Here is a 24,466-nt window from a genome sequence, read left to right on the forward strand (position 1 = left end):
AGATGCGAGATTTCGTAGACGGCACCGCTTATAACAACGAGCAAGGCAACCGCGCCCGCAAACTGTTTGCTGCCGTGGTCCTGGCCGCATTGGATGATGCCATCGCCGACGACAAGAAATACGGCAATGGCCCGGAACAAATCGCCCGCTGGGCGCGCTCGCGCGATGGCCGCGAAGTGCTGTCCTGCGCCGGTATCGACCCCAACGAACGGGTGGTCGAAGGCCTGATGGACTTCGTCGGCCGCGGGGTACGGACCTCGGTCGCGCTGTCGCGCGAGGAAAGCGAGCGCCGCAATGCCGCACAGGCTGAAGCCGCCTAAAGGCTGCTGCCAGCATTGCTGAAAAGCGCGCCCTTCGGGGCGCGTTTTTCTTTTGCCTGCGCGAATTTCCCCAACGTCAACCGGTCGCCCCGGGGCAGCGTGCCGACGGTTCCGGCGCAGCCGTTATGGACGGCAGCGTCTAACCTGCTATGCAGGCCCGTGAAATGCGGGGCGCAGGCAGGGAGATGGCAGCGGGATGACACGCGCGCGTTCGATCATGATCCAGGGCACCGGCAGCAATGTCGGCAAGTCTTTGCTGGTGGCGGGGCTGGCGCGCGCCTATGTGCGGCGCGGGCTGAAGGTGGCGCCGTTCAAGCCGCAGAACATGTCCAACAACGCCGCCGTCACGCCCGAGGGCGGCGAGATCGGCCGTGCGCAGGCGCTGCAGGCGCGGGCCGCCATGCGTCCGCCGCATACCGACATGAACCCGGTGCTGTTGAAGCCCGAGACCGATACCGGCGCCCAGGTGATCGTGCAGGGCAAGCGCCGCGGCACCCAAGGCGCGGGCTCGTTCCTGCGCGACAAATCGGGCCTCTTGGAGGCGGCGCTGGAGAGCTACCGGCGGCTGGCGGCGGATGTGGATCTGGTGCTGATCGAGGGCGCGGGCTCGCCTGCCGAGACCAACCTGCGCAAGAACGACATTGCCAACATGGGCTTTGCCTGCGCGGCTGGGGTGCCGGTGGTGATCGCCGGCGACATCCACCGCGGCGGGGTGATCGCGCAGATCGTCGGCACCCATGCAGTGCTTGAACGCCAGGACCTGGAGCGGGTCGTGGGGTTTCTGGTGAACCGGTTCCGCGGCGACCTCAGCCTGTTTGACGGCGGGCGGGACGATATCGCCGCGCGCACCGGCTGGCCCAGCTTGGGCGTGGTGCCGTGGTTCTGGGATGCCTGGAAACTGCCGGCCGAGGACATGATGGACATCGCCTCGCACAAGGGCGGTGCCTGCAAGGTGGTGGTGCCGCAGCTGGAGCGGATGGCGAATTTTGACGATCTGGACCCGCTGGCGGCGGAGCCTGCGGTGACGGTGGAGATCGTGCCGCCGGGCCGGGCCCTGCCCGGCGATGCGGATCTGGTGATCCTGCCCGGCAGCAAGTCGACCATCGGCGATCTCGCCTATCTCCGCCGCCAAGGCTGGGACATCGACATCCTGGCGCATTACCGCCGCGGCGGCCATGTGCTGGGCTTGTGCGGCGGCTACCAGATGCTCGGGCAGACCATTGACGACCCCGAGGGCGTCGACGGGCGGCCCGGCAAGGTCGAGGGGCTGGGCCTGTTGGACGTGCACACGGTGATGGCAGGCGAAAAGCGGGTGACGCTGACCGAGGCGGTGACCCGCGACGGCAACCTGGCGGTAAGCGGTTATGAGATCCACATGGGCCGCACCACTGGCGCCGACTGCGCCCGCGCCTGGCTGAGCATCGGCGGCCGCCCCGAAGGCGCAGCCTCTGCCGACGGGCGCGTCAAAGGCTCCTACCTGCACGGGCTGTTTTCCTCGGATCCTTTCCGCGCCAGCGTGCTGGGGGCCTTGGGGCATGAGAGCCAGGCTGGGTATGAGGACGGCGTCGAGGAGACGCTGGACGCGCTGGCCGGTCATCTGGAGCGCTACATGGATCTGGACCAGCTGCTGGAGCTGGCGCAGCCCGTCACGCTCTGACCCCGCCGGTTGCGGCGGCGCTCCCGCCCCCGCAGGCCTGCCCTGGCTGGCGCCAGAACCGTCCGCGGCCTTGGGCGTGGCGCCGCGCACAGCGCGGCGCCACGCCCAACGGGCAAGCGGCTTTGTCTAAAAGCCGCGCGCCGGGCGGGAGCCCCTTATTGAAAGGCGGCAGTTCAAGGCTGTGGTGACGGGCTGCGTTGCAAGGCTGCGGCGGCCGGTCCGCCTCTCCCTGTTTCTCCGGGCTGGCCAAACAGAAAAGGCACGCCCTCGGCGTGCCTTGCTGGACCCTGTTTCAAACAGCGGTTTGCCGGCTGCGGTCAGGCCTTAGAGCAGGTCATGCGCGGCCAGGGCGCGGTGGATTTCGCGCCGGACCAGCTTGCGCACATTGCGGGTGATGCGCTCGCCCAGGGGGCCCTGAAGCTCTTCGCGCACGATGCTGGCGACCAGATCGCGCAGAGCCTCTTCGTCGAGATAGCTGTCGCCGGACTCCGCCAGCGCATCCATGGCCGCACCGGTGAAGGCGGCCTCGACCACCGTCTCCGCCGCGCTGCCGGCATCCGCGGGTTCCGCAGGTTCGCCGGCGGCCTCCAGGATCTCCTCCGCAGGGCTGAAATCAGCACCAGATTCCGCCTGAGCGGTGCTGCGGACAGGCGCCGGTTCGTCGCGCCATTCGATGGTATCGACCAGGGTGGCGGCAAAGGGGGCTTCGGTCTTGCTGTCAGGCTCCCACTGCTGCTGCGCCTGATCCCGCGCGCCAGAGCTGCGGGCCTCCAGTTCGGCGATCTTGCGGACCACCGAGGCGGCGCGGGCGCCGGCTGTGCCGCCCGCCAGATCCTCCGCCAGACCCCCAGCCGGGGTATCCTGCGGCGCGGTGCCGGATGCGGCCGAAAACAGCGTGGCATCGGGGTCGGCCCAGGGCGCCTGGGCCGCCGCGCCGCCGGGCTGCGCAGGCTCTGCAACGGACTCCGGTTCGCTTTTCTGCGCGGGGCGCAGGACAACCGGACCGGCCTCGGAAACCGGGCCGGAGGTGGAGTCGGAGCGCGCATCGCGGTGGCGGAAGGAAACAGAGGAGTCCGCTGCGGTTCCGTCTGCCGCCTCTTCCGTGCGGCCAGCGTCCTCCGCAAGCTCAGCGTCCTGCGCCGGGCGTGCCGCGGCGGCGGCGTCCTGCGCGGGCGCCTCATCCGGCTGCGGTGTGCCGCCCGGGGTGCCCGGGCGATCCGCCGGTTCCGGGCTGCGGGTTTGCGGATCCTTCACCCGCAGCGCAGGCGTCAGCACCAGACGGGCCGCCGGTTCCGGCGCCGCGGGCTGGCCGCGGCTGTCTTCGCTCACCAGGCGGCGGATCGAGGACAATACATCTTCAATCTCAGCATGGGTAACTGGGTCGGACATTTTATAAACCACTCTTGCCTCTTGCCGGAAAGTGTAGCCGCCTTCCTGCAACCGCACAACAGATAGGATGAATTATCAGTTACGTCCCAAGGCCTTGAGCACCCGGTCCAGATCCTTGCCGCGCTTGCTGCGGTGGGCGGGCGCGTCCTTGACCAGATTGTAATAAAGCGTCGGGTCGTAAATCTCCACCGCGAGGCCCAAGTGCTCGGCGGTCAGCAGGCCCTGCGCCTGCAGCAGCTGATAGGCCGCAATCGCCTGGTTGGCGCGGGCGTTCACCTGCTCGGTCTGGGCGTCGAGGTATTCCTGCTCTGCCTGCAGCACGTCGAGCGTGGTGCGGGCGCCCAGGGTGGCTTCCTCGCGGATGCCGTCAAAGGCGACCTTGGAGGCGCGCACCCGCTCCCCGGAGGAGACCAGGCTGGCGCGCGCGGTTTCGACGTTGAAGTAGGCCTCGCTCACCGCCTGCCGGACGGCGCGCTGGGTGTTGATCAGCACGCCGCGCTCTGCGTCGGCGTTGGCAATGGCCCGGCGGCGGACGGCGGCATTGCGGCCGCCGGCGTAAAGATCCTGCGACATGGTGATGCCGATGCTGGAAGAATTCGCGGCCCCCAGCCCGTCCTGCACGTCCTCGCTCACCCCGGCGTTTGCGCGCAGGCTCACGGTCGGCCCAAGGCCCGCAGTTGCAGACGCGACCTGATGCTCCCGCGCCTTGACCACGTGCTGCTGCGACAGCAGATCCGGCTGGTTCCTGAGCGCGACGTTATGCGCGCCGTCAAGCGACACCTGCTGGCGGGGCAAGGCCGGCTGGCCGGCAATGGCACCCGGCGCCCGGCCCACAATCTGCTGGTAGGTCGCCCTGGCGGTCAGCAAAGTGCCCTCGGCATCCGTCAGGTTCGCCCGCGCCGCCGCGACGCGGCTTTCGGCCAGCGCCACATCCGTGCGGGTGACTTCGCCCACTTCAAAGCGGTCCTGGGCGGCCTTCAGCTCCTCCTGCAGCAGCCGCAGGTTGTTGCGGCGCAGGGACACGTTTTCCTGCGACTGGAGGACGCCGACATAGGCCTGCACCGCCTGGAACAGCACCGTTTGCTCCACGCTCAGCAGGGCCTGCCGGGTGGCCAGCACGATTTCCTGAGCCGCCAGCCGGTCCAGGCGGGTGGCGCCGCCATCATACAGCAGCTGGGTCAGCTCCAGCTGGGTGGAGAGGGTGTTGCGGGTCTGATTGAAGTTGACCTCGTTATAGGAGTTGGCCGCGTTCACCGTCCACTGGACCAGCGGGCGCAGCCGGGACAGGGCAATTGCGACGTCTTCGTCCGCGGCGCGCAGCAGCGCCCGGTTCTGCTCCAGCAGACCGCTGGTCTTATAGGCGCCGATCATGGCGTCGGACAGGTTGTCCGCAGCCGCCTGAAGCGGCATCAGCGCCGTGGCGGCCACGCCGCCGGCAAACACAAAAGCCTTAAACACACTCGCCGGGAATTTCATTCGCATTGCCTGCCTTTTGTTCTGCCGCGCCGCCAGCCGCGGTGAGTTGTCCGTGTCCAGGCGCCAGCGTCACCGGCGTCCGGCCTCTCCCCTGTGGCGGCGGCCCCGCCCCGTCAGCCGCCGTGCCCGACCGGTGCGGTCAGAGCGCAAATTCACGCGCAGCAGCAAAGCCCGGCAGCACCGGCGCGGCGGCGTTGAAGTCGAACCGCCAGGAAATCCCGCCGCCGCTCTTGTAGCCGATCTTCACCTCGCCCAGCGCGCCGGTCATCATCAGCGCCGCAATCCGGCCGCCGTCCTTGAGCTGCGCCAGCAGCGGCGCCGGCAGCTCCTCTGCCCCGCCCTGCACCAGGATCACGTCATACGGCCCGTGTTCGGCCGCGCCCTCTGCCAGCGGGCCGGTGTGCACGATCGCATTGTCGGCACCGGTCTCGGACAGCAGCGTCTGGGCGTCCTCCGCCAAATCCTCGTCTTCCTCGACGCCGATCACCATCTGCGCCACCCGCGCCGCAACCGCGGTGGAATAGCCCAGCCCGCAGGCCACATCGAGCACCAGCTCGTCCTTCTGGATGTCCAGCGCATCCAGCATCTTGGCCAGGGTGCGCGGCTCCAGCAGCACGCGGCTGCCGCCGAGGCTCACGTTCTGGTCGGCATAGGCCGCCTCGCGCTGCGCGGCGGGCACGAACTGCTCGCGCGGGACCGCCAGCATGGCTTCGATAATCGGGTATTTGGTGACATCCGACGGGCGGATCTGGGTGTCCACCATCATACGGCGGCGTTCGGCGAAATCAGGCATTTGCTAAACTCATGTGTTCAGTCTGTTGCATCAGGTTGTGGCACATCCCGGCAGGCACGGCAACGGGGCCTTTGGCGCGAAAGCCGCGACTGGTGCAGCGCTGCCGCGGCGCGCCGCCGCCGCCCCCGCCGCAAACGGCAGCAGCCAGCGGGACGGGCGCCCGCTGGCTGTGAGAAGCTTATGGTTTCCGGCGGATGCGGGCGCGCGGCCCGTGCGGCTGCGCCCTGCCCCGGCTAGGCAGCGCAGCTTTTGCAGAACGGCGAGGCCGGGCGCTGGTCCAGCCAGTCGTCGGCGATATCGTCGCCGCAGATCTGGCAGAAGCCGTATGACCCCTCGCGCAGGCGGGCCAGCGCCGCGTCGATGCGGCGCAGCTCGTCCAGGCTGGCCTTGGCCGGCACCCCGGCGGCCGGTGCCCGCTGCAGACGGGACGCGGCATAGGCCGCGGCCGCCTCCGCCGCGAGTCCGGCCTGCGACAGAATCCCCGCCAGCTCCATCCGGCGCACCTCAAGCGTTTGTTTTCTGGTGGAAAAGTTCATAGTCCATACCCTCCAGCTCAATTTTTCGCGCAACGTGCCGCAAGGTCAAAGCCACAGCCTTGATCCAGATCAATATGCCCGCGATTTCGAAGGATTGCACTACCTTATAAGTTGCAAATTTTTGGTAAACCCCAGCGGCCGCCGCTGGGGCCGGGGCGCAGGCTCAGCCCGCCCCCTCCGCGGCGCAGGTCTTGCACAGCGGCGCGGCGGGCAGCAGGTCCAGGCGCGCGTCCGAAATCATCTCGCCGCAGGAGGCGCAGATGCCGTAGGTGCCCGCCTTGATCCGGGCCAGCGCCGCATCGATCCGGCGCAATTCGTCCAGTTCCGCCTTGCCGAGGCTTTCCAGCACCTCATCGCCCTGCCGCTCGGAGGCGCGGTCCTCCCAGTCCTTGGGCATCGGCGCGTCCAGCGTGTGCTCAACCTCGCTCAGATGCCCGGTCAGCTCAGTGCGGCGCGCCTCCAGCGCCTGTTTGCGGGTGGAAAGATCCATAATGTCTGCCTCCTGTAATGTCCTGCGCAGAGTAGCCCGGCCCCGGAGCCCCGGCCTTGACTTGGCTCAAGCCCCTTGCCTGCCCCGCAAATCCGCCGGCCTGCAAATCCGCTGGCCTGCGCCGGGGCGGCTTGCTAGGTATTTGCCAAAGGGTTTGAGCAGAGATGAGGAGCCTTCGACGATGATCCGGATTTTCACATGTGCGCTGATGCTGCTGGGCCTGGCGGCCTGCGAGACCACCAAGGGCGCGGGGCGCGACATTTCCAAGGCCGGCCAGGCGATCAGCGGCGCCGCGCAGGACGTGCAGGACGCACTGTAAACCGACCGGACTTGCAGCTTGGAAACGCCCGGTTTTGCCGCCGGGCGTTTTCTGTTGCGGGTTATTCGATGCCCAGCAGCGTCTTGGCTTCGGCCAGGGTCTGAACCGAGGCGTCATGATCGCCGCTGTCATGCAGGGCCTGGCCCTCGTCGCGCAGTTCCTGGACGGTTGCCAGATCTTCTTCCGACAGTTCGGTGCCAGCCGCCAGTGCCGCGTCGATGGCGGCAATGTCGGCGGGACATTGCCCGGCCAGCACCGGAGACGCCAAGAGAGCGATCGCGGCGGCCAAAGTCAGGTGTTTCATGGTGTTATCCTCCCCAGATGAACGGGGTGGAGGATAGCATGGAACGGGTGGGTTTTCAGTCGGAGAGTTGCGGGGGGGCGGCGGATGGGCGGAGAGTGGCGCATGGGGGACTCTCCGCCCGGATGGTAGCGGAGATGTCAGATCCGAGCGCGGAGGTCAGCGCTCGGCCCGGCGGGGTGGGAAGCGAAGCGCCCGCCCCGTGGGGGGCGGGACGGGCGCTGCCCGGTCTGGCGACCGGGCGGAACATAGACAAAGCTACAACGTAATGGCAGTCGGAGATTTATCTAGCCTCCTTAAGAAACCCATTTATCGAATTGCTTTTTATACCTCACCGGTACGCTCTCACGATCAACGCTTTTGAGAATAGACACATATTTATTCCTGCACCTGTTTTCTGTTTTGATTCGAGATGCGACAAGGTTGCGTTCATTTGGAATATCCAGCATTCTAGCAATCATAGCAGCCGAAAATTTTTCAATAGCTTGCTTGTAGTAAACATCTGCTCCACGCGAGGTTCCATATTCATTACCCACAGAACAAGTAATTAGGGTATCCACGAGCTTATCTCGAACCGTCTCAGGCGGCGTAGTTTGACTGAAGGTTTCGAGCAACCTTTCAGCAAAAGGAACTTCGTTATAAAAATTGTCAAACTGATTATGAACATTCATCAGCCTGTCGCACTCACGACTAAAGAGATCATGAATTTCACTCTCAGACAGGCAATCGACTCTTCCTATTTGACGGAAAAACTCTCTAGATGCAGCGACTTTTGCTTCCTCACCACGCCCTTTGTATTTTATGTGCGCGTCTATCGCCCCAGAAAGCTCTGATGGCGTCTCAAAAACTTCAGACGCCACATCGATGCAATTTTGCCGAGTGCTCTGGGCCGACCCCGGATCACAATAAATCCCGTGCAGCGAGTTAGCAATAAAACTCTTTTGAGCAGAATTAGTACCTGAGATTTTTTGCTCCCAAAACTCTTTCTGAGATTCAGTGAGCGTTGCCCCCTTAAGCGCCTTAACCAACTCAGAAATATCTACTCCAGTCGGCGTTTCCGTTCCTGAAAGAGCATATTTGGCACATCGGCTCATGAAGCTTATTACTTCATCCTCATCCACATCTCCCATAGATGGGTGCGCAGCAGAAAAGTGGTTGCGCATAGCTCGGCACTGATCAAGCTTGAAGTGGGCCTCTTCAGAAAGCAAGTTAAGCTGCAGGCACAACTTTAGGAGATCAAAATCTTTCGACTCCTTAAGGCTTTCCTCCGTATAGTTGTCGCCAGTCATCTGACTGACAGTATTGAGACCAAACGTGGAAATTTTTCTCCGCAATTCGAGAATAGTAGCATTCCAAATGTAGTTTATAGAACTATCAAATAGACCCACACTTGCTGCCAAACACAGCCGAACCATGCCCAAGTCCCTTAATTCAGGGGGGATCTTACGCAATTGACGCGGAATATTGCTCCAAACATGAGAAATTTGCTCATCGCTTGGCAATAGCTCTCTATCTACGCCAAGTGCGCTTGTTACATCAGAAATTAACTCTTCTGAATTTGCCTCTATTTCGGGCAACAGAACAGACGAGTGCTGGGGGGCGAGGGCTGTTTTGCCTTTCGACTTAGACATTTTCCTGACTCCGATAGAAATGCCAGGATTAAGTACGCCCAACCTACTCCTCACGCAACCCTAGATCAGCCCATTCATCCACCCTCAACGCAGAGATGATTGCCTCTTGTGATATGTCCATCTTGCCGAACTGTCGCATCTTCTTGCCCGCCTTTGGCTTGTCCAAGAACTTAAGGTTCCGCTTCCGCTTAGCGTGCCGCCGGGCGGGACATTGGATCGGCCAGCAACGAAAAACGGGGCCGAAGCCCCGTGTTGCAACCGTTTGAATAGGTCTCGTTTCCGCCGCAGAACGCCGGGGTGCGGGCACGCAATTGGCTGCGCCAACCGCTTTCGCCCGCGCGCCCTCGAAAATGGTCAGCCTTAGCTGTCCATTTTGAGGGCGGAAATGAACGCTTCCTGCGGAATATCCACCTTGCCGAACTGGCGCATCTTCTTCTTGCCCGCTTTCTGCTTGTCCAGAAGCTTCCGCTTCCGGGTGGCGTCGCCGCCGTAGCATTTGGCGGTCACGTCCTTGCGGAGCGCCGAGAGGGTCTCGCGGGCGATCACCTTGCCGCCGATGGCGGCCTGGATCGGGATCTTGAACATGTGGCGCGGGATCAGTTCCTTGAGCTTCTCGCACATCGCCCGGCCGCGCATCTCGGCCCGGTCGCGGTGGACCATGGTAGAGAGCGCATCCACCGGCTCGTCGTTCACCAGCACCGACATCTTGACCAGGTTGTCCTGGCGGTAGCCGATCATCTGGTAGTCGAAGGAGGCATAGCCCTTGGTCACCGATTTCAGGCGGTCGTAGAAGTCGAAGACCACCTCGTTCAGCGGCAGGTCATAGACCACCATGGCGCGGGAGCCGGCGTAGGAGAGATCCATCTGGATGCCGCGGCGGTCCTGGCAGAGCTTCAGCACGTCGCCCAGGTATTCGTCCGGCACCAGGATGGTCGCCTTGATGCGCGGCTCCTGGATGTGGTCGACCTTGGAGGGGTCGGGCATGTCGGCGGGGTTGTGCAGCTCGATCATCTCGCCGGGCTCGTTGTCCTTGCCCTTCATGTAGACGTGGTAGATCACGCTGGGCGCGGTTGTGATCAGCTCGATATCATATTCGCGCTCGATCCGGTCGCGGATGACTTCGAGGTGCAGCAGGCCCAGGAAGCCGCAGCGGAAGCCGAAGCCGAGGGCGGCGGAGGTTTCCATCTCGAAGGAGAAGGACGCGTCGTTCAGCGCCAGCTTGTCGATGGCGTCGCGCAGGTCCTCGAATTCGGCGGAGTCGACCGGGAACAGGCCGCAGAACACCACCGGCTGGGCGGGTTTGAAGCCCGGCAGGGCTTTTTCGGTGCCGTTGCGGTCGTTGGTGATGGTGTCGCCGACGCGGGTGTCGCGCACCTGCTTGATCGAGGCGGTGAGGAAGCCGATCTCGCCCGGCCCCAGCTCGTCCACCGTCTGCATGGCGGGGCGGAAGACGCCGATGCGGTCGACGTGGTGCAGGGTGTTGTTCGACATGAACTTGACCCGCATGCCTTTTTTCAGGACGCCGTCCATGATGCGGACCAGAACGATCACGCCGAGGTAGCTGTCGTACCAGCTGTCGACCAGCATCGCCTTGAGCGGCGCGTCGCGGGTGCCCTTGGGCGCGGGCAGGTGCTGGACGATCGCCTCCAGTGTTTCGCGGATGCCCTGGCCGGTCTTGGCCGAGACCTGGATGGCGCCGGAAGCGTCGATGCCGATCACATCCTCGATCTGTTCCGCCACCCGGTCGCAGTCGGAGGCCGGCAGGTCGATCTTGTTCAGGACGGGAACGATCTCGTGATCGGCTTCAATCGCCTGATAGACGTTGGCGAGCGTCTGCGCCTCCACCCCTTGCGTCGAGTCGACGACCAAGAGCGAGCCCTCAACCGCGCGCATGGAGCGGGAGACCTCATAGGCGAAGTCGACGTGGCCGGGGGTGTCGATCAGGTTCAGGACATAGGTCTCGCCGTTCTGCGCGGTGTAGTCGATGCGCACGGTGTTGGCCTTGATGGTGATCCCCCGCTCGCGCTCGATGTCCATGGCGTCGAGCAGCTGTTCCTTCATGTCGCGGTCCTTCACCGTCCCGGTCTCCTGGATGAGCCGGTCAGCGAGGGTGGATTTGCCATGGTCGATATGGGCGACGATGGAGAAATTGCGGATGTGAGCGAGGTCAGTCATGCTCAGGCATATGATTTGGATTCGGGGTTTGGTCAAGGTGGATTGAATGGACATGGATGAGCAAGATCGCAATGAGTTGGAGGCAGAGTTTCAAGCTTTTGCGTCCAGACTTGCTGAACCAACGGCAAAACCCTTCCACAATGTCCTGCTAGTTCGAACCGCTCTCACTACCATCCCACTACTGGCTGCAGGACTGCCAAGTCCAGAAGAAGGCCCTCGTGCAAATCTCTTCTTCTTGTCACACCTTCGCAGCCTGTTGGGCCAATGTTGTTACATACAAGATCCAGACGCACTGCCGATTTTTCCATCCATCACAATGGCGAATGCATTTTTAAACGAACACTCCCCAGATGTTTCAGTCTGGCTATCCAATTCAGGTGAGGCATCAATTTTAATAGACCACAGTGCGCGGCAACTGGCTACACAATCAGCTACACCGGAACCAACTGATATTATTGAAAGACATCTGTCTAACTTTTCCTTTCAGACCTGTATGCGAGAGCTTCACCGCCTCCAAATGGAATTGGCTCATCTGCCTGATGACCCTTCACTACTGTTCTACCAAAGATTAGGCGGGTCATTCGACTTGGCTTCATGGACAAAGAAACTATCCCATAGTTGTTGGTCCTTTTGGCGCACTTGGTACCAAGGCTTTCTTGAGGGAGAACCGCTCGACTGGGAACTCCAGCGGCAGGTTGCCCTAATCGAAGATCCCGTCTGGAACGCTAGCCCCGAAGCCGTCGCAGCCGAAATCGAGCGCATCAGGGCTGAATTCGACGCGCCGCCGACAAGCAAAGAAAGTTTCCCTAAGCACGAACCCAAGTCCGTCAGCCACTTGTTCAAAAACCGGGTTATTGCCTCTGCAACCCTGCAAGGCCTCGCCGCGCAGGTCACCCAAAGCATTGAACGCTTTCACGCGGAAACCGGCGCCAATGCGCTCCCTGAAGCGTTGGAGCCTCTGGCGGCTTTACCTGCCTTGCTGCTGGCGGTGAATTCAACCATTCAGGATGCGCCCAGCGACAGGACCATTGCGAGTGAAACGGAAGATCAGCTGCGCGCAGAGATTGGCCGCCTCAATGCGAAAGTCGCTCAGCTCGAAAATGAACTTCAGAAAGCGAGCATCTCAAAACCCTCGGTTTTCTCCGATGCCTTCAAGAAGCAACTGGGCACAAGCCTAGGCGACTGGAAACTGTACGCGGCTCTTTGCACTGGCCTATGGTTCGTGAGCGGAGACGCCGAAGGCACACAGCGCCGGCTTGAAAACATCTCCCACTATCGCGACATGATTTTTGGTGACGTATCTTCACCTTCCAAAGCCGTTCCCGCACGCACACCGGTGTCGGCAGAGAGCACGCTAGAAATCTAGCCTCCCGCCCGGCCGAGAGGCCGGGCCGCGCCTGACCTTCCCCACGGGAAAGCGCGATGCGCCTCCCCAAGGTCAGCCACAGCCCTCGACGACCACCATCGGACAGTGCTCATAAACCTCCCGCCCGGCGGCACCGCCGGGCAGCGCCAGATCCGCCCCGTCAAACCAAAGGTTTGCCTCCGGCAAAACGGGCGGGCACTGCCCTCCGACTTGCTGCACGGCCTTTGGTCCCTGCCCTTCCCGCACCTCCCGAACCCCTCAAATTCTCCCGGTTCCCTGCACGCCCGGCCAAAATGCGCTATACTCCATGCCTACCGCGAGACGCGCGCCCCGCTGACGGGTGATGACCACAGCAAAGGAGGACGACCCGCATGGATGCAATCAAAGCCGCTGAGTATGCTCGCGCGCTCTACAGCGCGCATGGCGACAAGGCCGAGGCCGAAGCCGCGCAGAAAATGCGCGAATGCGAAGAAGCCGGCAAGGACGCCGAGGCCGCAGACTGGAAAGCCGTGCGCCAGGCCGTGCGCGCCATGCGCGGGCCGAACCAGACCTGAGCACCAGGCCGCCGGAGCGCCGCAAGCCGCAGCGCTCCGGCGCCTTTGCCCCCCCGTTTACCACGATTGAAACGCGCCCCGGCTTGCGCCATACTGCGGGCCATTCCCGCGGGCATCAGACCCGCTTGCCAAGAACCGGGGCATGAGCAGATGAAACCTTTCCTGACAGCCGCGCTTTGCGCAGGATTTCTTGCAGCACTGGCGCCCGCAGGCGTCTCGGCCGGCGCCATTGAGCGCGCCTGCCGCCAGTCGGACCGCACCGCCGCGACGCCGTCCTTGTGCAGCTGCATCCAGAATGTCGCCAACCGCAGCCTGACACGCTCGGAGCGCAAGACCGTCTCCAAGTGGTTTGCGGACCCGCACAAGGCCCAGGTCGTGCGCCAGTCCAGCAACCGCAATGACGAGCGGCTGTGGCAGCGCTACAAGGCCTTTGGCGACCACGCGGCGCGCAGCTGCAGCTGAGCCGCGCCGCCTGCCCAGGCAGTGCCAAGGCGTCCCCCGGGGGCGCCTTTTTGCCGTTTTGATACATTCGCGCTGCGGCATTTTCGCAGCGGGCCGGAGCCTCGGCCCCGCCCCTCTTGACCGCACTGCCCCAAACCGGAAAGAACGGCGCAAGGTATTGGAGCAGTTCATATGTTGATCAAAGGTGTTACCCTGCGCGGGCTGGAAGTGTTCGAGGCTTTGGCCAAGACCGGCTCGGTGGCGCAGGCGGCTGAGCTGACCGGCCTGAGCCAGCCCGCCGTCAGCCAGCAGATGCGCAACCTGGAAAAGGCGCTGGACAGCGAGCTGATCGACCATGGACGCCGCCCGATGGTGCTGACGGCGGCGGGGCGCAGCTTCCTGTCGCGGACCGAGGCGGTGCTGGGCGAGCTGCGGCTGGCGCAGAGCGAGCTGACGGTGATGGACCTGTCCCACCTGCAGGCGCTGTCGATCGGGCTGATCGACGATTTCGACAATGACCTGACGCCGCGGCTGGCCACCATCCTGGCCGACAGCCTGACCCAGTGCCGGTTCAAGATGATCACCGCCTCCAGCCACGACATCATCCGCGCGCTGGAGGCGCGCGAGCTGCATATCGCCGTCGCCGCCACCGCCGGGGGCTTGCACGAGGGGCTGGTGGAATACCCGCTGGTGCGCGATCCCTTCATCCTGGTGGCGCCGCGCGGTGCGGTCTCGGACGCGGCGCAGGCGGCGGAGCAGCTGCAGGGGCTGCCGTTCCTGCGCTATGCCCGCGAGCAGCTGATCTCGCAGCAGATCGAGGCGCTGCTGAGCCGCCAGAAGCTGGAGGTCGAGGACCGGTTCGAGGTCGGCTCGCATCTGGCGCTGATGGCGATGGTGGCGCGGCGGATCGGCTGGGCGATCACCACGCCGCTGGGCTTCATGCGCGCGGGGCGCTTCCACGACCAGATCGACGCCTTCCCGCTGCCCTTTGGCGAGATGTCCCGCACGATCTCTCTGTTCACTGCCGCCGACTGGGCCGACCGGGTGCCGCGCGATGTGGCCGAAACCGTGCGCCGCCTGGTGCAAAGCAAGATGATCGACCCGGCGGTGCAGCAGCTGCCGTTCCTGGCAGGCGGCTTCCGGGTGATTGCAGAGTAATCAGAGCGCCGCCTTGAGCCCCTTTGCGGCCTGTTCGATCAGGTCCAGGCAGCCGTCGAAATCACGTGTGTAATAGGGATCCGGCACATGGTCCGCGCCGCTTTCGGGCGCGTAATCGGTGAACAGGCGCACCGGGGTTTCGCTGCCTGCCGGGCGCAGCGCCTCGATGTTGTCCAGATTGCTGGCATCCATGGCGACAATCAGATCGAAGCTGCCGAAATCAGCGCCCCGGAACTGCCGCGCGCGCAGGTCCGAGAGATCCAGCCCCCGCGCCCGCGCCGCCGCCTGCATCGGGCCGTAGGGCGGCTCTCCCACGTGGTAGGACGCCGTGCCGGCGCTGTCGGTCTCGGCTTCCGGGCAGAGTGCGCGGAACACCCCCTCCGCCGCCGGGGAGCGGCAGATGTTTCCTAGGCAGACAAACAGAATACGGGTAGGCATTGGCAAACGGCTCCTTTGGACGGGAGCAGTGATAGGGGGTTTCAGGGCAATGGAAAAGAGCGCGAAGATAGTGATCCTGACCGGCGCCGGGATTTCCGCCGAAAGCGGGCTGGGAACCTTCCGCGATGAGGGCGGCCTCTGGGCGCAGCACCGGATCGAGGATGTGGCGACGCCGGAAGGCTTCGCGCGCAACCCGGATCTGGTGCATGGCTTCTATAACGCCCGCCGGGCGCAGGCGGCAAAGGCGCAGCCCAACCCGGCGCATCAGGCGCTGGCGCAGCTTCAGGCGGACCATCCGGGCGAGGTGGTGATTGTCACCCAGAATGTCGACGCCCTGCATGAGGCGGGCGGGGCCGCGCAGGTGCTGCATATGCACGGCACGCTGGCAGGCGCGCTCTGCGCGGTTTGCGGGCACCGCTGGCCTGCGCCGCTGGAGATGCAGACCGGCCAGCCCTGCCCCGCCTGCGCGGCACCTGCGGGGCGGCCCGATGTGGTCTGGTTCGGCGAGATGCCGTATTTCATGGAGGAGATCTATGCCCATCTGGCGGAGGCGGATTTGTTTGCCGCCATCGGCACCTCGGGCGAGGTCTACCCCGCCGCGGCCTTTGTCGATGAGGCGCATCTGGCGGGCGCGCATACGGTGGAGCTGAACCTGGAACCCTCCGCCGCCGCCTCCCGCTTTGCTGAGCGCCGCTTCGGCCCGGCCAGCGAAACCGTGCCCGCCTGGGTGGCGGAGCTGCTCCGCTAGCCCCAAACACCAAAAAAGCCCGCCGCAAGGGCGGGCTTTGGGCGCGAAGGAGGGCTGCGGCGCAGCCTGACGCCGCGCCCGCCCTGCCCTGCGGGCCTTAATTGGTGTGGGTGGAGTGATCCATGTTTCCGTGGGCCCCGTCCTGGCGCTCCAGATCCACCGGCACGTCAATTTCGACCTCGCCGGCTTTCTCGAACACCAGCGTGACCTTCACCACATCGCCGTGGTTCAGCGGCTGCTTCAGGCCCATGAACATGATGTGGTCGCCGCCGCGCTGCAGCATATGGGTAGCGCCTGCCGGCACGGCAAAGCCTTCCTCCACATGCATCATCTTCATGACGCCGTCGCCGCCTTCCTTGTGGGTGTGCAGCTGCACCTTGGCCGCCACGTCGGAGCGCACGCCGATCAGCTGATCATCGGCCTCGCCCTTGTTCATGATTTCCATGAAGGCGGCACCGGCCTTGGCAGCCGGCGAGGACACCCGCGCGTACTGGCCGTGCACCATGATCATGGCATCGCCCGCAAAGGCAGAAGTGGCAAAGGCAGCAGCCGCCGCGGCTGCAAAGACAACAGACTTCAGGGACATATCCTGTCTCCTCTTGGTAGGTATTCAGTTTTCAAATTGGGAGTGGTCCTGGCCGTTCAGGCGGCAGCAGGCGGCGCGCGGGCGGTGGCGCGCAGGATCTGCTGCACCGCGGGCAGCGCAGCTGCCCGCACGGCAGCCACTTTGCTGGAAACCGCAACCGGCAGCACCAGCCCCGCAGGCTGCATCACCGCGTCCAGGACATGCACGACACAATCGGGGCAATGGTGCGGCGGCTTTACCGGCTGACCCTCGCTGTCCACATAGATGATGACCGGGCCGGTGCCGGTGCAGATCACCATCTGGCCCGCGGCATCGCGCTCCCCCTGCCGGGCGGCGGCGCTGTGGGCGGTCAGGGCGACCATCAGGGCCAGGAACAGGCCAAGGGATATGCGCAAGGCACGGATCATCACCGCAAGATATGCCCCCGCGGCGCGGCCCCCGCAAGGCGCAACCCTGCGGCAGATTGCGCAAACGCAAACACCGCGCAAGGATGCCCCTGCGCGGTGTGTGTAATCCGATCCGGTGAAGGGATCAGGCCAGGAAATTAAGCCTGTGCGGCTTGTGCCTTGGCGATCTCTTTCTTCACTTTCAGCGCGTTTGCCGACAGCTCTTCGTCCTTGGCTTTGGCCAGGAACGCGTCCAGGCCGCCGCGGTGGTCGACCGAGCGCAGGGCAGCTGCGGAGATGCGCAGCTTGACGCCGCGGCCCAGAACTTCGGACTGCAGGGTCACGTCGTTCAGGTTGGGCAGAAAGCGGCGCTTGGTTTTGTTGTTGGCGTGGCTGACATTGTTGCCAGTCATCGGGCCTTTTCCGGTCAGTTCGCAACGGCGCGACATATCTTCATCCTTCGTTTTTTGGAGGCGCTGGCAGTCCGGCGCCAAATCACAAGGGGCGCGGCCATTGGCTGCGCCCGAAAACTGGTCCGCTGCTCTTACGCTCAACCGGCAACAGCGTCAAGTGATTCAACTCAGCTTTCTTGCCGGGCTTACTGCACCCGTTTCCGGCCGGCCGCAAGCCCCTGCAGCCGCCCTTTTTGCCCCGTCAGGCGGCGTCAGGCAGCGCCCAGCGCCTGCAGCATTATCTGCGCCGCCTCGCCCGGGCTTTTGCCGCCGCTTGCAACTGTGCCTGCCAGCTCTGCCATCTGCGCCTTGGCGTCCGGTGTTTCCAGCCGCGCCAAAAGCGCCTGGCGCACCTCCTGATCGAACCAGTAGCAGGCCTGATCGGCGCGGCGGCGCTCCCAGTGGCCGTTCTCCCTGCGCCAGGCGGTCAGCGCCTGCATCTCCTCCCAGGCCTTGTCCAGCCCGTGTTCTTCCACCGCGGACACCATCAGCGCCTTGGGGAAGCCCTCCGGGTCCTGCGGGCGCTTGCGCAAGAGGCGCAGGGCGCCGGAGTAATCGGCGCAGGTGCGGGTGGCGACGGGTTTCAGGGGGCCGTCGGCCTTGTTCACCAGGATGAGGTCGGCCATTTCCATGATGCCGCGCTTCACCCCCTGCAGCTCATCGCCGCCCGCGGGCGCCAGCAACAGGAGGAACAGATCCGACATCTCCGCCACCACGGTTTCCGACTGGCCGACGCCAACCGTTTCGATCAGCACCACGTCGAACCCAGCAGCTTCGCACAGCGCCACCGCCTCGCGCGAGCGGCGGGCGACGCCGCCCAGGTGGCTCTGGCTGGGGGACGGGCGGATGAAGGCGTTCTTGTCCCGGCTGAGCCGTTCCATCCGGGTCTTGTCACCCAGAATGGACCCGCCGGAGCGCGCCGAACTGGGATCGACCGCCAGCACCGCCACCCGCAGGCCAAGCCCGGTCAGCATCATGCCGAAGCTTTCGATGAAGGTGGACTTGCCGACGCCGGGCGTGCCGGACAGGCCGATGCGCAGCGACTGGCGCTTGTGTTTTGCCAGCTCCGACAGCAGTTCGCCCGCCATGGCGCGGTGATCCTTGCGGCCGCTTTCCACCAGGGTGATGGCGCGGGCCAGCGCCCGGCGGTCGCCATCGAGGATTTTCTGCGTCAGCTGTTCGGTATCCATGCGTGCCTTCCTGTCGTGATGGGCGGACCTTGGCGCAAGCGGCGCCGCAAAGTCCAGCCCCTGCCGTCTGGCGCGCAACCTACAACACACGCCGCCGCAGGGAAGGCGGCAAATCCGCCGCGGCTGGTGCGGTTTGCGTAGCGGGAGGAAGCGCAATGGGGCGCATTGGTTGCGATGTCTGTACCGCCCGGCTGAAAGCCGGGCTGCGCCGGCCCGCCCCCATGGGGCGGCGCATTCGCGCCACCCCGCGGGCCTCTGCAGCCCTATGTGTTAAATCAACAGCCTCTTGTTCAGGACACACCGCTGGACCTGACCCGCCCCTTTGGCGATAAGGCGGGCATGACCAGATTGCCGATCGAAGACGCCCTCCCCGACCTCCTGGACGCCCTGCGCGCCCGCGGCCGTGCCGTGCTGCAGGCGCCGCCCGGTGCGGGCAAGACGACGCGGGTGCCGCTGGCGATGCTGGAGGCAGGCCTGACCGCAGGCCGCATCGTGATGCTGGAACCCCGCCGTCTGGCCGCCCGCGCCGCCGCCGAGCGGATGGCGGAGACGCTGGGGGAGAAGCCGGGGCAGACCGTCGGCTACAGGGTGCGGGGCGATGCAAAGGTTTCGAAACCGACCCGCATCGAGGTTGTGACCGAGGGCATCCTGACCCGGATGCTGCAATCGGACCCGGACCTGCCCGGCGTCGGCGCGGTGATCTTTGATGAATTTCACGAACGCTCCCTGAACGCCGATCTGGGGCTGGCGCTGTGCCTGGAAGTTGCGGGCGCGCTGCGCGAGGACCTGATGCTGCTGGCGATGTCGGCAACATTGGACGCCGAACCGGTGGCGGCGCTGATGGACGCGCCGATGGTGACGTCTGAGGGGCGCAGCTATCCGGTGGAGACCCGCTGGCTGGAGCGCCCCCTGCCCGCCCAGGCCCGCCGCGTGGACGCCTTGGTGGATCTGGTTGTGCAGGCGGAGAGAGACACAAAGGCCACCGGCGGCGGCATTCTGGTGTTCCTGCCCGGCGAGGGCGAAATCCGCCGCGCCGCCGGCGCGCTGGAGAAGCGCCTGCCCGGCCATTGCCATATCCGGCCGCTGTTCGGCGCCCTGCCCTTTGCCGAGCAGCGCGCGGCGATCCAGCCCGAGCCGCAGGGCCGCAAGGTGGTGCTGGCGACCTCGATCGCCGAGACCTCGCTGACCATTCAGGACATCCGGGTGGTGGTGGATATGGGCCAGGCGCGGCGTGCGCGGTTCGATCCCGGCTCGGGCATGTCGCGGCTGGTGACGGAGAAGGTGACCCGCGCCGAGGCGACCCAGCGCCAGGGCCGCGCGGGGCGGGTGGCAGAGGGCATCTGCTACCGGCTGTGGGCCAAGGGCGAGGAAGGCGCGCTGATGGCCTTCCCGCCCGCCGAGATCGAAAGCGCCGACCTCACTGCGCTGGCGCTGGAACTGGCGCTGTGGGGCGCGGCGCCCGAGGATCTGTCCTTCCTGACCCCGCCGCCCGCGGGCGCGCTGGCCGAGGCGCAGGCGCTTTTGCACATGCTGGGGGCGCTGGACGCGCAGGGGCGGATCACCGGGCATGGCAAGGCGCTGGCCGCCCTGCCCCTGCATCCGCGGCTTGGCCATATGCTGCTGCAGGCGGGTCCTGCGGCGGCGCCTTTGGCAGCGCTTTTGGGCGAGCGTGATCCGCTGCGCGGCGCGCCTGCGGATCTGTCGCTGCGGCTGAAGGCGTTGAGGGACCCCAAGGGGTTTGCGCGCAGCCACCCCTATCAGCTGAACCGCCCGGTGGCGGAGCGCATCAAGAGCGAGGCGCGGCGGCTGGAGAAACAGGCAGGCCGCCGGGATACGGGCCTGTCCGCGGCGATGATGGCGGCACTGGCCTATCCCGACCGTGCGGGCCAGCGCCGCAAGGGCGGCACCCCGCGCTTTGTGCTGTCGGGCGGCAAGGGCGCCATCCTCGACGGCGGCGACACGCTGGCAGGCGCACCGTTCATCGTGGCGCTCGATACCGATGGCAATCCGCGCGAGGCGAAGATCCGGATGGCGGCGCAGATTTCGCTGGCGGAAATCCGCGAACTGTTTGCCGATCAGATCGTCTGGACGGATGTCTGCGCATGGTCCAAGCGCGACCGCCGGGTGGTGGCGCGCCAGCAGGAACGGTTCGGTGCCGTGGTGCTGGACGACCGCATCTGGAAGGATGTGCCGCCGGACGCCGTGGCGCGGGCGATGCTGGACGGGGTGCGCGACCTCGGCCTGCGGCTGACGGGTGCTGCGGCGCGGCTGGCCGCACGGGTGGAGCTGGTGCGGGCGGAAGGCTTTGACCTGCCCGATTTCTCGCTGCCCGGCCTGACGGACACGCTGGAGGACTGGCTGCTGCCAATGCTCGGCGGGGTGAAATCGGCGGAGGACTGGAAACGTTTCGATCTGCTGCCCGCGCTCAAGGCCGCGCTCAGCTGGGAGCAGACGCAAGTGCTGGACCGCGAGGCGCCGGGCAGTTTCATCACCCCGCTGGGGCGCAAGATCCCGATCAGCTATGACGGCGAGATCCCCGAAATCTCGGTCCGCCTGCAGGAGATGTTCGGCGTCACCCGCCACCCGTCCGCAGGCGGCGTGCCGCTGAAAGTGTCGCTCCTGTCGCCCGCCCAGCGCCCGATCCAGATCACCCGCGACCTGCCCGGCTTCTGGGCAGGTTCTTATGCCGATGTGCGAAAGGACATGCGCGCCCAGTACCCCAAGCACCCCTGGCCGGAGGATCCGACGCAGGAAGACCCGACGCTGCGCGCGAAACGGCGCAAGTGAGCGCCCGCAGCGCGCCGCAGGCGCGCTGCCCGGCCCAACCGCTGGCAGCGCATCCCTGATGCGCGGACCAGCGGGCGGGAGCGCCGCCGCAGCGCCGGAGCCTGGCTGGTAAGTGCTTTTTTCACCCCTGCCGGCTATACTGCGCGGGATGCCGCAAGCGGGCCGTCAAACCGCAGCCGTAAAACCGCGCGGGACGGCTCCGTTCAGGCGGCAGCCTTGATATTCCGGGCAAGTCCGCATACTTTCCCACAACTTCACACAAGAACACGGGGCCAACCCAACACCAAAGGCTGAGCAGCGATGACCCGCACCCTGACGCGCGCCTGGGAGGAAATCCTCAGGCCGATGCTGAAACGACCGAACCGCCTGCAAGTTGCCGCCCTGTGCTACCGCACCGGCGCGCACGGCAAGGAAGTGCTGATGATCACCAGCCGCGGCACCGGCCGCTGGATCATCCCCAAGGGCTGGCCGGTCGAGGGTAAGGACGGGCCGGCCTCGGCGCTGCAGGAAGCCTGGGAAGAGGCCGGGGTGCGCTCTGCCCGCATTTCCAAACAGCCGGTAGGCGAGTTCAATTACCTCAAGCGCCGCGGCCACGGCGCCGATGAGCCGGTGACCACGCTGATTTTTGCCGCGGAAGTCGAGGCGCTTGCGGATGATTACCCCGAGTCCCACCAGCGCACGCGCCGGTGGATGCGCCCGGAGGAGGCCGCGGAACTGGTGCAGGAGCCGCAGCTGCAGGAGCTGCTGCGCCAATTGTAAAAGTTATGTGACATTTTCATGTCAAACGCTTGAACCGCTCCCGCAGCGGCGTTAGGCGCGTCCGCAGACCTCAGAATCAGGAATACGACTATGAGCGATGCACCCCAGCGCACGCAATGGACCACGCTGGACAAGGACCTGAACCGGATCTCCCAGCTCGAACTCGCCACCGCCTATGTCTCCCGCCCGCTGGTGGCGCCGGGCATTGCGCTGGCCTTCATCGTGCTGGCAGGCCTCGGCGCCGGCGTCTTCTTCGGCGGCTCCGCCATGAGCATGGTGGTGATCGCCGCCGCGGCCTTTGGCGCTTACATGGCGATCAACATCGGCGCCAATGACGTGGCCAACAACATGGGTCCGGCGGTGGGCGCCAACGCGCTGACCATGGGCGGCGCCATCGTGATTGCCGCCGTTGCCGAAAGCGCCGGCGCGCTGCTGGCGGGCGGCGATGTCGTCTCGACCATCTCCAAGGGCATCATCGACCCCACCGCGGTGTCCAGCAGCAATGTCTTCATCTGGGCGATGATGGCGGCGCTGATCTCCTCGGCGCTGTGGGTGAACCTGGCCACCTGGGTCGGCGCGCCCGTGTCCACCACCCACTCGGTCGTGGGCGGCGTGCTGGGCGCAGGCGTGGCCGCCGCAGGCACCGCCGCGGTGAACTGGCCCACCATGGGCAAGATCGCTGCCAGCTGGGTGATTTCGCCGGTGCTGGGCGGGGTGATTGCTGCCCTGTTCCTGGCCTTCATCAAGGCCAAGATCATCTATCAGGACGACAAGATCGCCGCCGCCCGCCGCTGGGTGCCGGTGCTGGTCGCGATCATGGCAGGCGCCTTTGCCTCTTATCTGGCTCTCAAAGGGCTGAAGAAGATCGTCAAGATCGACCTGGAAACCGCGCTGCTGATCGGCGCCGGCATTGGCGCCCTGTCCTATGTGATCACCGCGCCGCTGATCAAGCGCCAGTCCGAAGGCATGGAGAACCGTAACAAGTCGCTGAAGGCGCTGTTCGGCCTGCCGCTGGTGATTTCCGCCGCGCTCCTGTCTTTCGCCCATGGCGCCAACGACGTGGCCAACGCGGTCGGCCCGCTGGCCGCCATCGTGCACGCGACCGAGTTCGGCGACTTTGCCACCAAGGTGACGATCCCGACCTGGGTGATGGTGATCGGCGCCTTTGGTATCTCCTTCGGCCTGTTCCTGTTCGGCCCCAAGCTGATCCGCATGGTCGGCAGCCAGATCACCAAGCTGAACCCGATGCGCGCCTACTGCGTGTCGCTGTCCGCCGCCATCACCGTGATTGTGGCCAGCTGGCTGGGCCTGCCGGTCTCCTCCACCCATATCGCGGTGGGCGCGGTGTTCGGCGTCGGCTTCTTCCGCGAGTGGCACATGGAGCGCCGCCTGAAGAAGACCGCCGCAGGCCGCCCGGCAGAGAAGCGCATCGCGCCGGAGGAACGCCGCCGCCGCAAGCTGGTGCGCCGCAGCCACTTCATGACCATCGTGGCCGCCTGGGTGATCACTGTTCCGGCCGCCGCCCTTCTGTCAGCGGTGATCTACCTGCTGCTCAACACCTTCGTCGGCTGAGCCGCACCGCAAGAACCGCAAAAACCCCCGCGCCTTTTGGCTGCGGGGGTTTTTCTTTGGCTTGCGCTGCTGCCTAGAACCGCTCCACCCAGGGCCGCAGCACCAGTTCGTCGCTCCAGGCGGAGCGGTGCTGATGGATCAGGTTCATATACTCTCCGGCGATGGCATCCGGGTCCAGCATGCTGTCGGGGTTGTCTGCGCCCTCTGTCCGTTCGGGGCGCGACGCATTGCGGATGCCGCCATCGATATTGATCCAGGCGACATGGATGCCCTTGGGGTGCAGCTCCCGCGCCATCGACTGCGCCAGTCCGCGCTGCGCGAATTTGCCCATGGCAAAGGGCGCCGACTGGGCAAAGCCCTTCACCCCGGCAGAGGCGCCGGTGAACAGGATGGTGCCGCGCCGCCCGTCTTCTGGCTGCTGCGTGAGCATCCGTTTCGCCGCCGCCTGACCCAGCACAAAGGCGCCAAAGGCGGTGACCTCCACCGCCTTGCGCACCTGTTCCGGGTCCAGGTCCGCAACCGGGCCGCGGACACGGGCCGACGGGTTATAGCAGGCCACCCGCAACGCCCCCTGGAGGCCCGCAACCAGTTGCCGGACCTTTTCCGCATCGGTGCCATCCAGCGCATGCAATTGCGCTCCGGTCTCTGCCGCCAGCCCTTGCAGCTTGTCCGTGCTGCGCGCCGCCAGATGCAGCGCATAGCCCTCCCGGGACAGCGCCCGGGCAAGGGAGGCCGACAGGCCCGCCCCTGCGCCCACGATCAGTGCAAGCGGTTTTGATGATGTGTCTGCCATCGCGGAACCTCCCCCTATCCGGCAGCAGGATGGTGGCGGCAATGCGCCCCCTGTACAAGGGGTTCGGGGGCTTACGCGCATCCGCTGCAGTCCGGTCACCGCGCCGGGCCGCAGGCCCGGCGCCACGCCCAACTGGCAAGGCCCCTTCC

Annotated in this window: 25 protein-coding genes; 11 read left to right on the forward strand and 14 right to left on the reverse strand. The window is 65.4% G+C overall.

Annotated elements, in window-relative coordinates; translation table 11 throughout:
* The first annotated feature begins 2 nt into the window (after positions 1-2).
* Both R2C4_RS12020 and R2C4_RS12025 read left to right on the forward strand, forming a co-directional pair.
* On the forward strand, positions 3-320 hold the full coding sequence (locus tag R2C4_RS12020; RefSeq protein ID WP_008556013.1) for a DUF6280 family protein: 318 nt from the start codon (positions 3-5) through the stop codon (positions 318-320).
* A gap of 196 nt (positions 321-516) precedes the next feature.
* Complete coding sequence (locus R2C4_RS12025) at positions 517-1,977, forward strand: cobyric acid synthase (RefSeq protein WP_141890822.1); 1,461 nt, start codon at positions 517-519, stop codon at positions 1,975-1,977.
* Positions 1,978-2,301: 324 nt separating this feature from the next.
* On the opposite strand, the gene R2C4_RS21310 is transcribed toward R2C4_RS12025, so the two are convergent.
* The 5 genes from R2C4_RS21310 to R2C4_RS12050 all read right to left on the reverse strand — a co-directional run bounded on the left by R2C4_RS21310 (position 2,302) and on the right by R2C4_RS12050 (position 6,661).
* A complete protein-coding gene (locus R2C4_RS21310; protein ID WP_208764490.1) occupies positions 2,302-3,366 on the reverse strand; it encodes a hypothetical protein in 1,065 nt (354 codons plus the stop codon).
* A 75-nt stretch (positions 3,367-3,441) separates the two neighbouring features.
* A complete protein-coding gene (locus tag R2C4_RS12035; protein WP_058285926.1) occupies positions 3,442-4,848 on the reverse strand; it encodes a TolC family outer membrane protein in 1,407 nt (468 codons plus the stop codon).
* Positions 4,849-4,981: 133 nt separating this feature from the next.
* A complete protein-coding gene (locus tag R2C4_RS12040) occupies positions 4,982-5,635 on the reverse strand; it encodes a protein-L-isoaspartate O-methyltransferase family protein (protein ID WP_141890823.1) in 654 nt (217 codons plus the stop codon).
* A gap of 233 nt (positions 5,636-5,868) precedes the next feature.
* Positions 5,869-6,171, reverse strand: coding sequence for a TraR/DksA family transcriptional regulator (locus R2C4_RS12045; protein WP_141890824.1), 303 nt, complete (start codon positions 6,169-6,171; stop codon positions 5,869-5,871).
* Between the two features lie 163 nt (positions 6,172-6,334).
* Positions 6,335-6,661 (reverse strand): TraR/DksA family transcriptional regulator, encoded by a 327-nt coding sequence (locus R2C4_RS12050; RefSeq protein WP_141890825.1) that lies wholly within the window; start codon positions 6,659-6,661, stop codon positions 6,335-6,337.
* 181 nt (positions 6,662-6,842) lie between these two features.
* Here R2C4_RS12050 and R2C4_RS12055 point away from each other — a divergent pair, with 181 nt between their 5' ends.
* Positions 6,843-6,980 (forward strand): entericidin A/B family lipoprotein, encoded by a 138-nt coding sequence (locus R2C4_RS12055; protein ID WP_024089362.1) that lies wholly within the window; start codon positions 6,843-6,845, stop codon positions 6,978-6,980.
* A gap of 61 nt (positions 6,981-7,041) precedes the next feature.
* Here R2C4_RS12055 and R2C4_RS12060 read toward each other — a convergent pair whose 3' ends face one another.
* The 3 genes from R2C4_RS12060 to lepA all read right to left on the reverse strand — a co-directional run bounded on the left by R2C4_RS12060 (position 7,042) and on the right by lepA (position 11,087).
* Entirely contained in the window at positions 7,042-7,284 is a 243-nt protein-coding gene (locus R2C4_RS12060; RefSeq protein ID WP_141890826.1) for a hypothetical protein, read from the reverse strand.
* A 293-nt stretch (positions 7,285-7,577) separates the two neighbouring features.
* On the reverse strand, positions 7,578-8,912 hold the full coding sequence (locus tag R2C4_RS12065) for a hypothetical protein (RefSeq protein WP_141890827.1): 1,335 nt from the start codon (positions 8,910-8,912) through the stop codon (positions 7,578-7,580).
* A gap of 360 nt (positions 8,913-9,272) precedes the next feature.
* Positions 9,273-11,087, reverse strand: a complete 1,815-nt coding sequence (gene lepA, locus R2C4_RS12070) for a translation elongation factor 4 (protein ID WP_141890828.1) — start codon at positions 11,085-11,087, stop codon at positions 9,273-9,275.
* Positions 11,088-11,133: 46 nt separating this feature from the next.
* Here lepA and R2C4_RS12075 point away from each other — a divergent pair, with 46 nt between their 5' ends.
* The 4 genes from R2C4_RS12075 (at position 11,134) to R2C4_RS12090 (ending at position 14,606) form a co-directional block, all read left to right on the forward strand.
* On the forward strand, positions 11,134-12,453 hold the full coding sequence (locus R2C4_RS12075; RefSeq protein ID WP_141890829.1) for a hypothetical protein: 1,320 nt from the start codon (positions 11,134-11,136) through the stop codon (positions 12,451-12,453).
* 371 nt (positions 12,454-12,824) lie between these two features.
* A complete protein-coding gene (locus R2C4_RS12080) occupies positions 12,825-13,007 on the forward strand; it encodes a hypothetical protein (RefSeq protein ID WP_008555705.1) in 183 nt (60 codons plus the stop codon).
* Between the two features lie 150 nt (positions 13,008-13,157).
* Positions 13,158-13,469, forward strand: coding sequence for a hypothetical protein (locus R2C4_RS12085; RefSeq protein WP_058285933.1), 312 nt, complete (start codon positions 13,158-13,160; stop codon positions 13,467-13,469).
* A 171-nt stretch (positions 13,470-13,640) separates the two neighbouring features.
* Positions 13,641-14,606: a LysR family transcriptional regulator gene (locus tag R2C4_RS12090; protein WP_058285934.1), complete on the forward strand. Its 966-nt coding sequence runs from the start codon at positions 13,641-13,643 to the stop codon at positions 14,604-14,606.
* Here the strand turns inward: R2C4_RS12090 and R2C4_RS12095 are convergent, their stop codons facing one another.
* A complete protein-coding gene (locus R2C4_RS12095; RefSeq protein ID WP_141890830.1) occupies positions 14,607-15,044 on the reverse strand; it encodes a low molecular weight protein-tyrosine-phosphatase in 438 nt (145 codons plus the stop codon).
* A gap of 49 nt (positions 15,045-15,093) precedes the next feature.
* Between R2C4_RS12095 and R2C4_RS12100 the strand changes: the two genes are divergently transcribed.
* Complete coding sequence (locus R2C4_RS12100) at positions 15,094-15,792, forward strand: NAD-dependent deacylase (RefSeq protein ID WP_141890831.1); 699 nt, start codon at positions 15,094-15,096, stop codon at positions 15,790-15,792.
* A gap of 97 nt (positions 15,793-15,889) precedes the next feature.
* On the opposite strand, the gene R2C4_RS12105 is transcribed toward R2C4_RS12100, so the two are convergent.
* From R2C4_RS12105 to meaB, 4 genes are all read right to left on the reverse strand, one after another.
* The gene (locus R2C4_RS12105; protein ID WP_141890832.1) at positions 15,890-16,378 is read right to left on the reverse strand and encodes a copper chaperone PCu(A)C; all 489 of its coding nucleotides are present in this window, start codon (positions 16,376-16,378) and stop codon (positions 15,890-15,892) included.
* 56 nt (positions 16,379-16,434) lie between these two features.
* Positions 16,435-16,785, reverse strand: coding sequence for a DUF2946 family protein (locus tag R2C4_RS12110; RefSeq protein WP_244940723.1), 351 nt, complete (start codon positions 16,783-16,785; stop codon positions 16,435-16,437).
* Positions 16,786-16,922: 137 nt separating this feature from the next.
* Positions 16,923-17,213, reverse strand: a complete 291-nt coding sequence (gene rpmB / locus R2C4_RS12115; RefSeq protein WP_019296104.1) for a 50S ribosomal protein L28 — start codon at positions 17,211-17,213, stop codon at positions 16,923-16,925.
* Positions 17,214-17,428: 215 nt separating this feature from the next.
* Positions 17,429-18,406 (reverse strand): methylmalonyl Co-A mutase-associated GTPase MeaB, encoded by a 978-nt coding sequence (gene meaB / locus R2C4_RS12120; RefSeq protein ID WP_141890834.1) that lies wholly within the window; start codon positions 18,404-18,406, stop codon positions 17,429-17,431.
* Positions 18,407-18,745: 339 nt separating this feature from the next.
* Between meaB and hrpB the strand changes: the two genes are divergently transcribed.
* From hrpB to R2C4_RS12135, 3 genes are all read left to right on the forward strand, one after another.
* On the forward strand, positions 18,746-21,193 hold the full coding sequence (hrpB, locus tag R2C4_RS12125; RefSeq protein WP_141890835.1) for an ATP-dependent helicase HrpB: 2,448 nt from the start codon (positions 18,746-18,748) through the stop codon (positions 21,191-21,193).
* 300 nt (positions 21,194-21,493) lie between these two features.
* Positions 21,494-21,952, forward strand: a complete 459-nt coding sequence (locus tag R2C4_RS12130; RefSeq protein ID WP_058285941.1) for an NUDIX hydrolase — start codon at positions 21,494-21,496, stop codon at positions 21,950-21,952.
* Positions 21,953-22,042: 90 nt separating this feature from the next.
* On the forward strand, positions 22,043-23,524 hold the full coding sequence (locus R2C4_RS12135; RefSeq protein WP_058285942.1) for an inorganic phosphate transporter: 1,482 nt from the start codon (positions 22,043-22,045) through the stop codon (positions 23,522-23,524).
* 73 nt (positions 23,525-23,597) lie between these two features.
* Here the strand turns inward: R2C4_RS12135 and R2C4_RS12140 are convergent, their stop codons facing one another.
* A complete protein-coding gene (locus R2C4_RS12140) occupies positions 23,598-24,317 on the reverse strand; it encodes an SDR family NAD(P)-dependent oxidoreductase (protein WP_141890836.1) in 720 nt (239 codons plus the stop codon).
* Positions 24,318-24,466 lie beyond the last annotated feature (149 nt).

Source organism: Leisingera aquaemixtae, assembly GCF_006740765.1.
Taxonomy (GTDB): Bacteria; Pseudomonadota; Alphaproteobacteria; order Rhodobacterales; family Rhodobacteraceae; genus Leisingera; species Leisingera aquaemixtae.

Coding starts and splice junctions, on each gene's coding strand:
- R2C4_RS12055 (WP_024089362.1), top strand. CDS start 6,843: ATGATCCGGATTTTCACATGTGCGCTGATGCTGCTGGGCCTGGCGGCC.
- R2C4_RS12140 (WP_141890836.1), bottom strand. CDS start 24,317: ATGGCAGACACATCATCAAAACCGCTTGCACTGATCGTGGGCGCAGGG.
- R2C4_RS12040 (WP_141890823.1), bottom strand. CDS start 5,635: ATGCCTGATTTCGCCGAACGCCGCCGTATGATGGTGGACACCCAGATC.
- R2C4_RS12050 (WP_141890825.1), bottom strand. CDS start 6,661: ATGGATCTTTCCACCCGCAAACAGGCGCTGGAGGCGCGCCGCACTGAG.
- R2C4_RS12100 (WP_141890831.1), top strand. CDS start 15,094: ATGGAAAAGAGCGCGAAGATAGTGATCCTGACCGGCGCCGGGATTTCC.
- R2C4_RS12105 (WP_141890832.1), bottom strand. CDS start 16,378: ATGTCCCTGAAGTCTGTTGTCTTTGCAGCCGCGGCGGCTGCTGCCTTT.
- R2C4_RS12110 (WP_244940723.1), bottom strand. CDS start 16,785: ATGATCCGTGCCTTGCGCATATCCCTTGGCCTGTTCCTGGCCCTGATG.
- R2C4_RS12060 (WP_141890826.1), bottom strand. CDS start 7,284: ATGAAACACCTGACTTTGGCCGCCGCGATCGCTCTCTTGGCGTCTCCG.
- rpmB (WP_019296104.1), bottom strand. CDS start 17,213: ATGTCGCGCCGTTGCGAACTGACCGGAAAAGGCCCGATGACTGGCAAC.
- R2C4_RS12090 (WP_058285934.1), top strand. CDS start 13,641: ATGTTGATCAAAGGTGTTACCCTGCGCGGGCTGGAAGTGTTCGAGGCT.
- meaB (WP_141890834.1), bottom strand. CDS start 18,406: ATGGATACCGAACAGCTGACGCAGAAAATCCTCGATGGCGACCGCCGG.
- R2C4_RS12085 (WP_058285933.1), top strand. CDS start 13,158: ATGAAACCTTTCCTGACAGCCGCGCTTTGCGCAGGATTTCTTGCAGCA.
- R2C4_RS12080 (WP_008555705.1), top strand. CDS start 12,825: ATGGATGCAATCAAAGCCGCTGAGTATGCTCGCGCGCTCTACAGCGCG.
- lepA (WP_141890828.1), bottom strand. CDS start 11,087: ATGACTGACCTCGCTCACATCCGCAATTTCTCCATCGTCGCCCATATC.
- hrpB (WP_141890835.1), top strand. CDS start 18,746: ATGACCAGATTGCCGATCGAAGACGCCCTCCCCGACCTCCTGGACGCC.
- R2C4_RS21310 (WP_208764490.1), bottom strand. CDS start 3,366: ATGTCCGACCCAGTTACCCATGCTGAGATTGAAGATGTATTGTCCTCG.
- R2C4_RS12020 (WP_008556013.1), top strand. CDS start 3: ATGCGAGATTTCGTAGACGGCACCGCTTATAACAACGAGCAAGGCAAC.
- R2C4_RS12035 (WP_058285926.1), bottom strand. CDS start 4,848: ATGCGAATGAAATTCCCGGCGAGTGTGTTTAAGGCTTTTGTGTTTGCC.
- R2C4_RS12045 (WP_141890824.1), bottom strand. CDS start 6,171: ATGAACTTTTCCACCAGAAAACAAACGCTTGAGGTGCGCCGGATGGAG.
- R2C4_RS12065 (WP_141890827.1), bottom strand. CDS start 8,912: ATGTCTAAGTCGAAAGGCAAAACAGCCCTCGCCCCCCAGCACTCGTCT.
- R2C4_RS12025 (WP_141890822.1), top strand. CDS start 517: ATGACACGCGCGCGTTCGATCATGATCCAGGGCACCGGCAGCAATGTC.
- R2C4_RS12130 (WP_058285941.1), top strand. CDS start 21,494: ATGACCCGCACCCTGACGCGCGCCTGGGAGGAAATCCTCAGGCCGATG.
- R2C4_RS12135 (WP_058285942.1), top strand. CDS start 22,043: ATGAGCGATGCACCCCAGCGCACGCAATGGACCACGCTGGACAAGGAC.
- R2C4_RS12075 (WP_141890829.1), top strand. CDS start 11,134: ATGGACATGGATGAGCAAGATCGCAATGAGTTGGAGGCAGAGTTTCAA.
- R2C4_RS12095 (WP_141890830.1), bottom strand. CDS start 15,044: ATGCCTACCCGTATTCTGTTTGTCTGCCTAGGAAACATCTGCCGCTCC.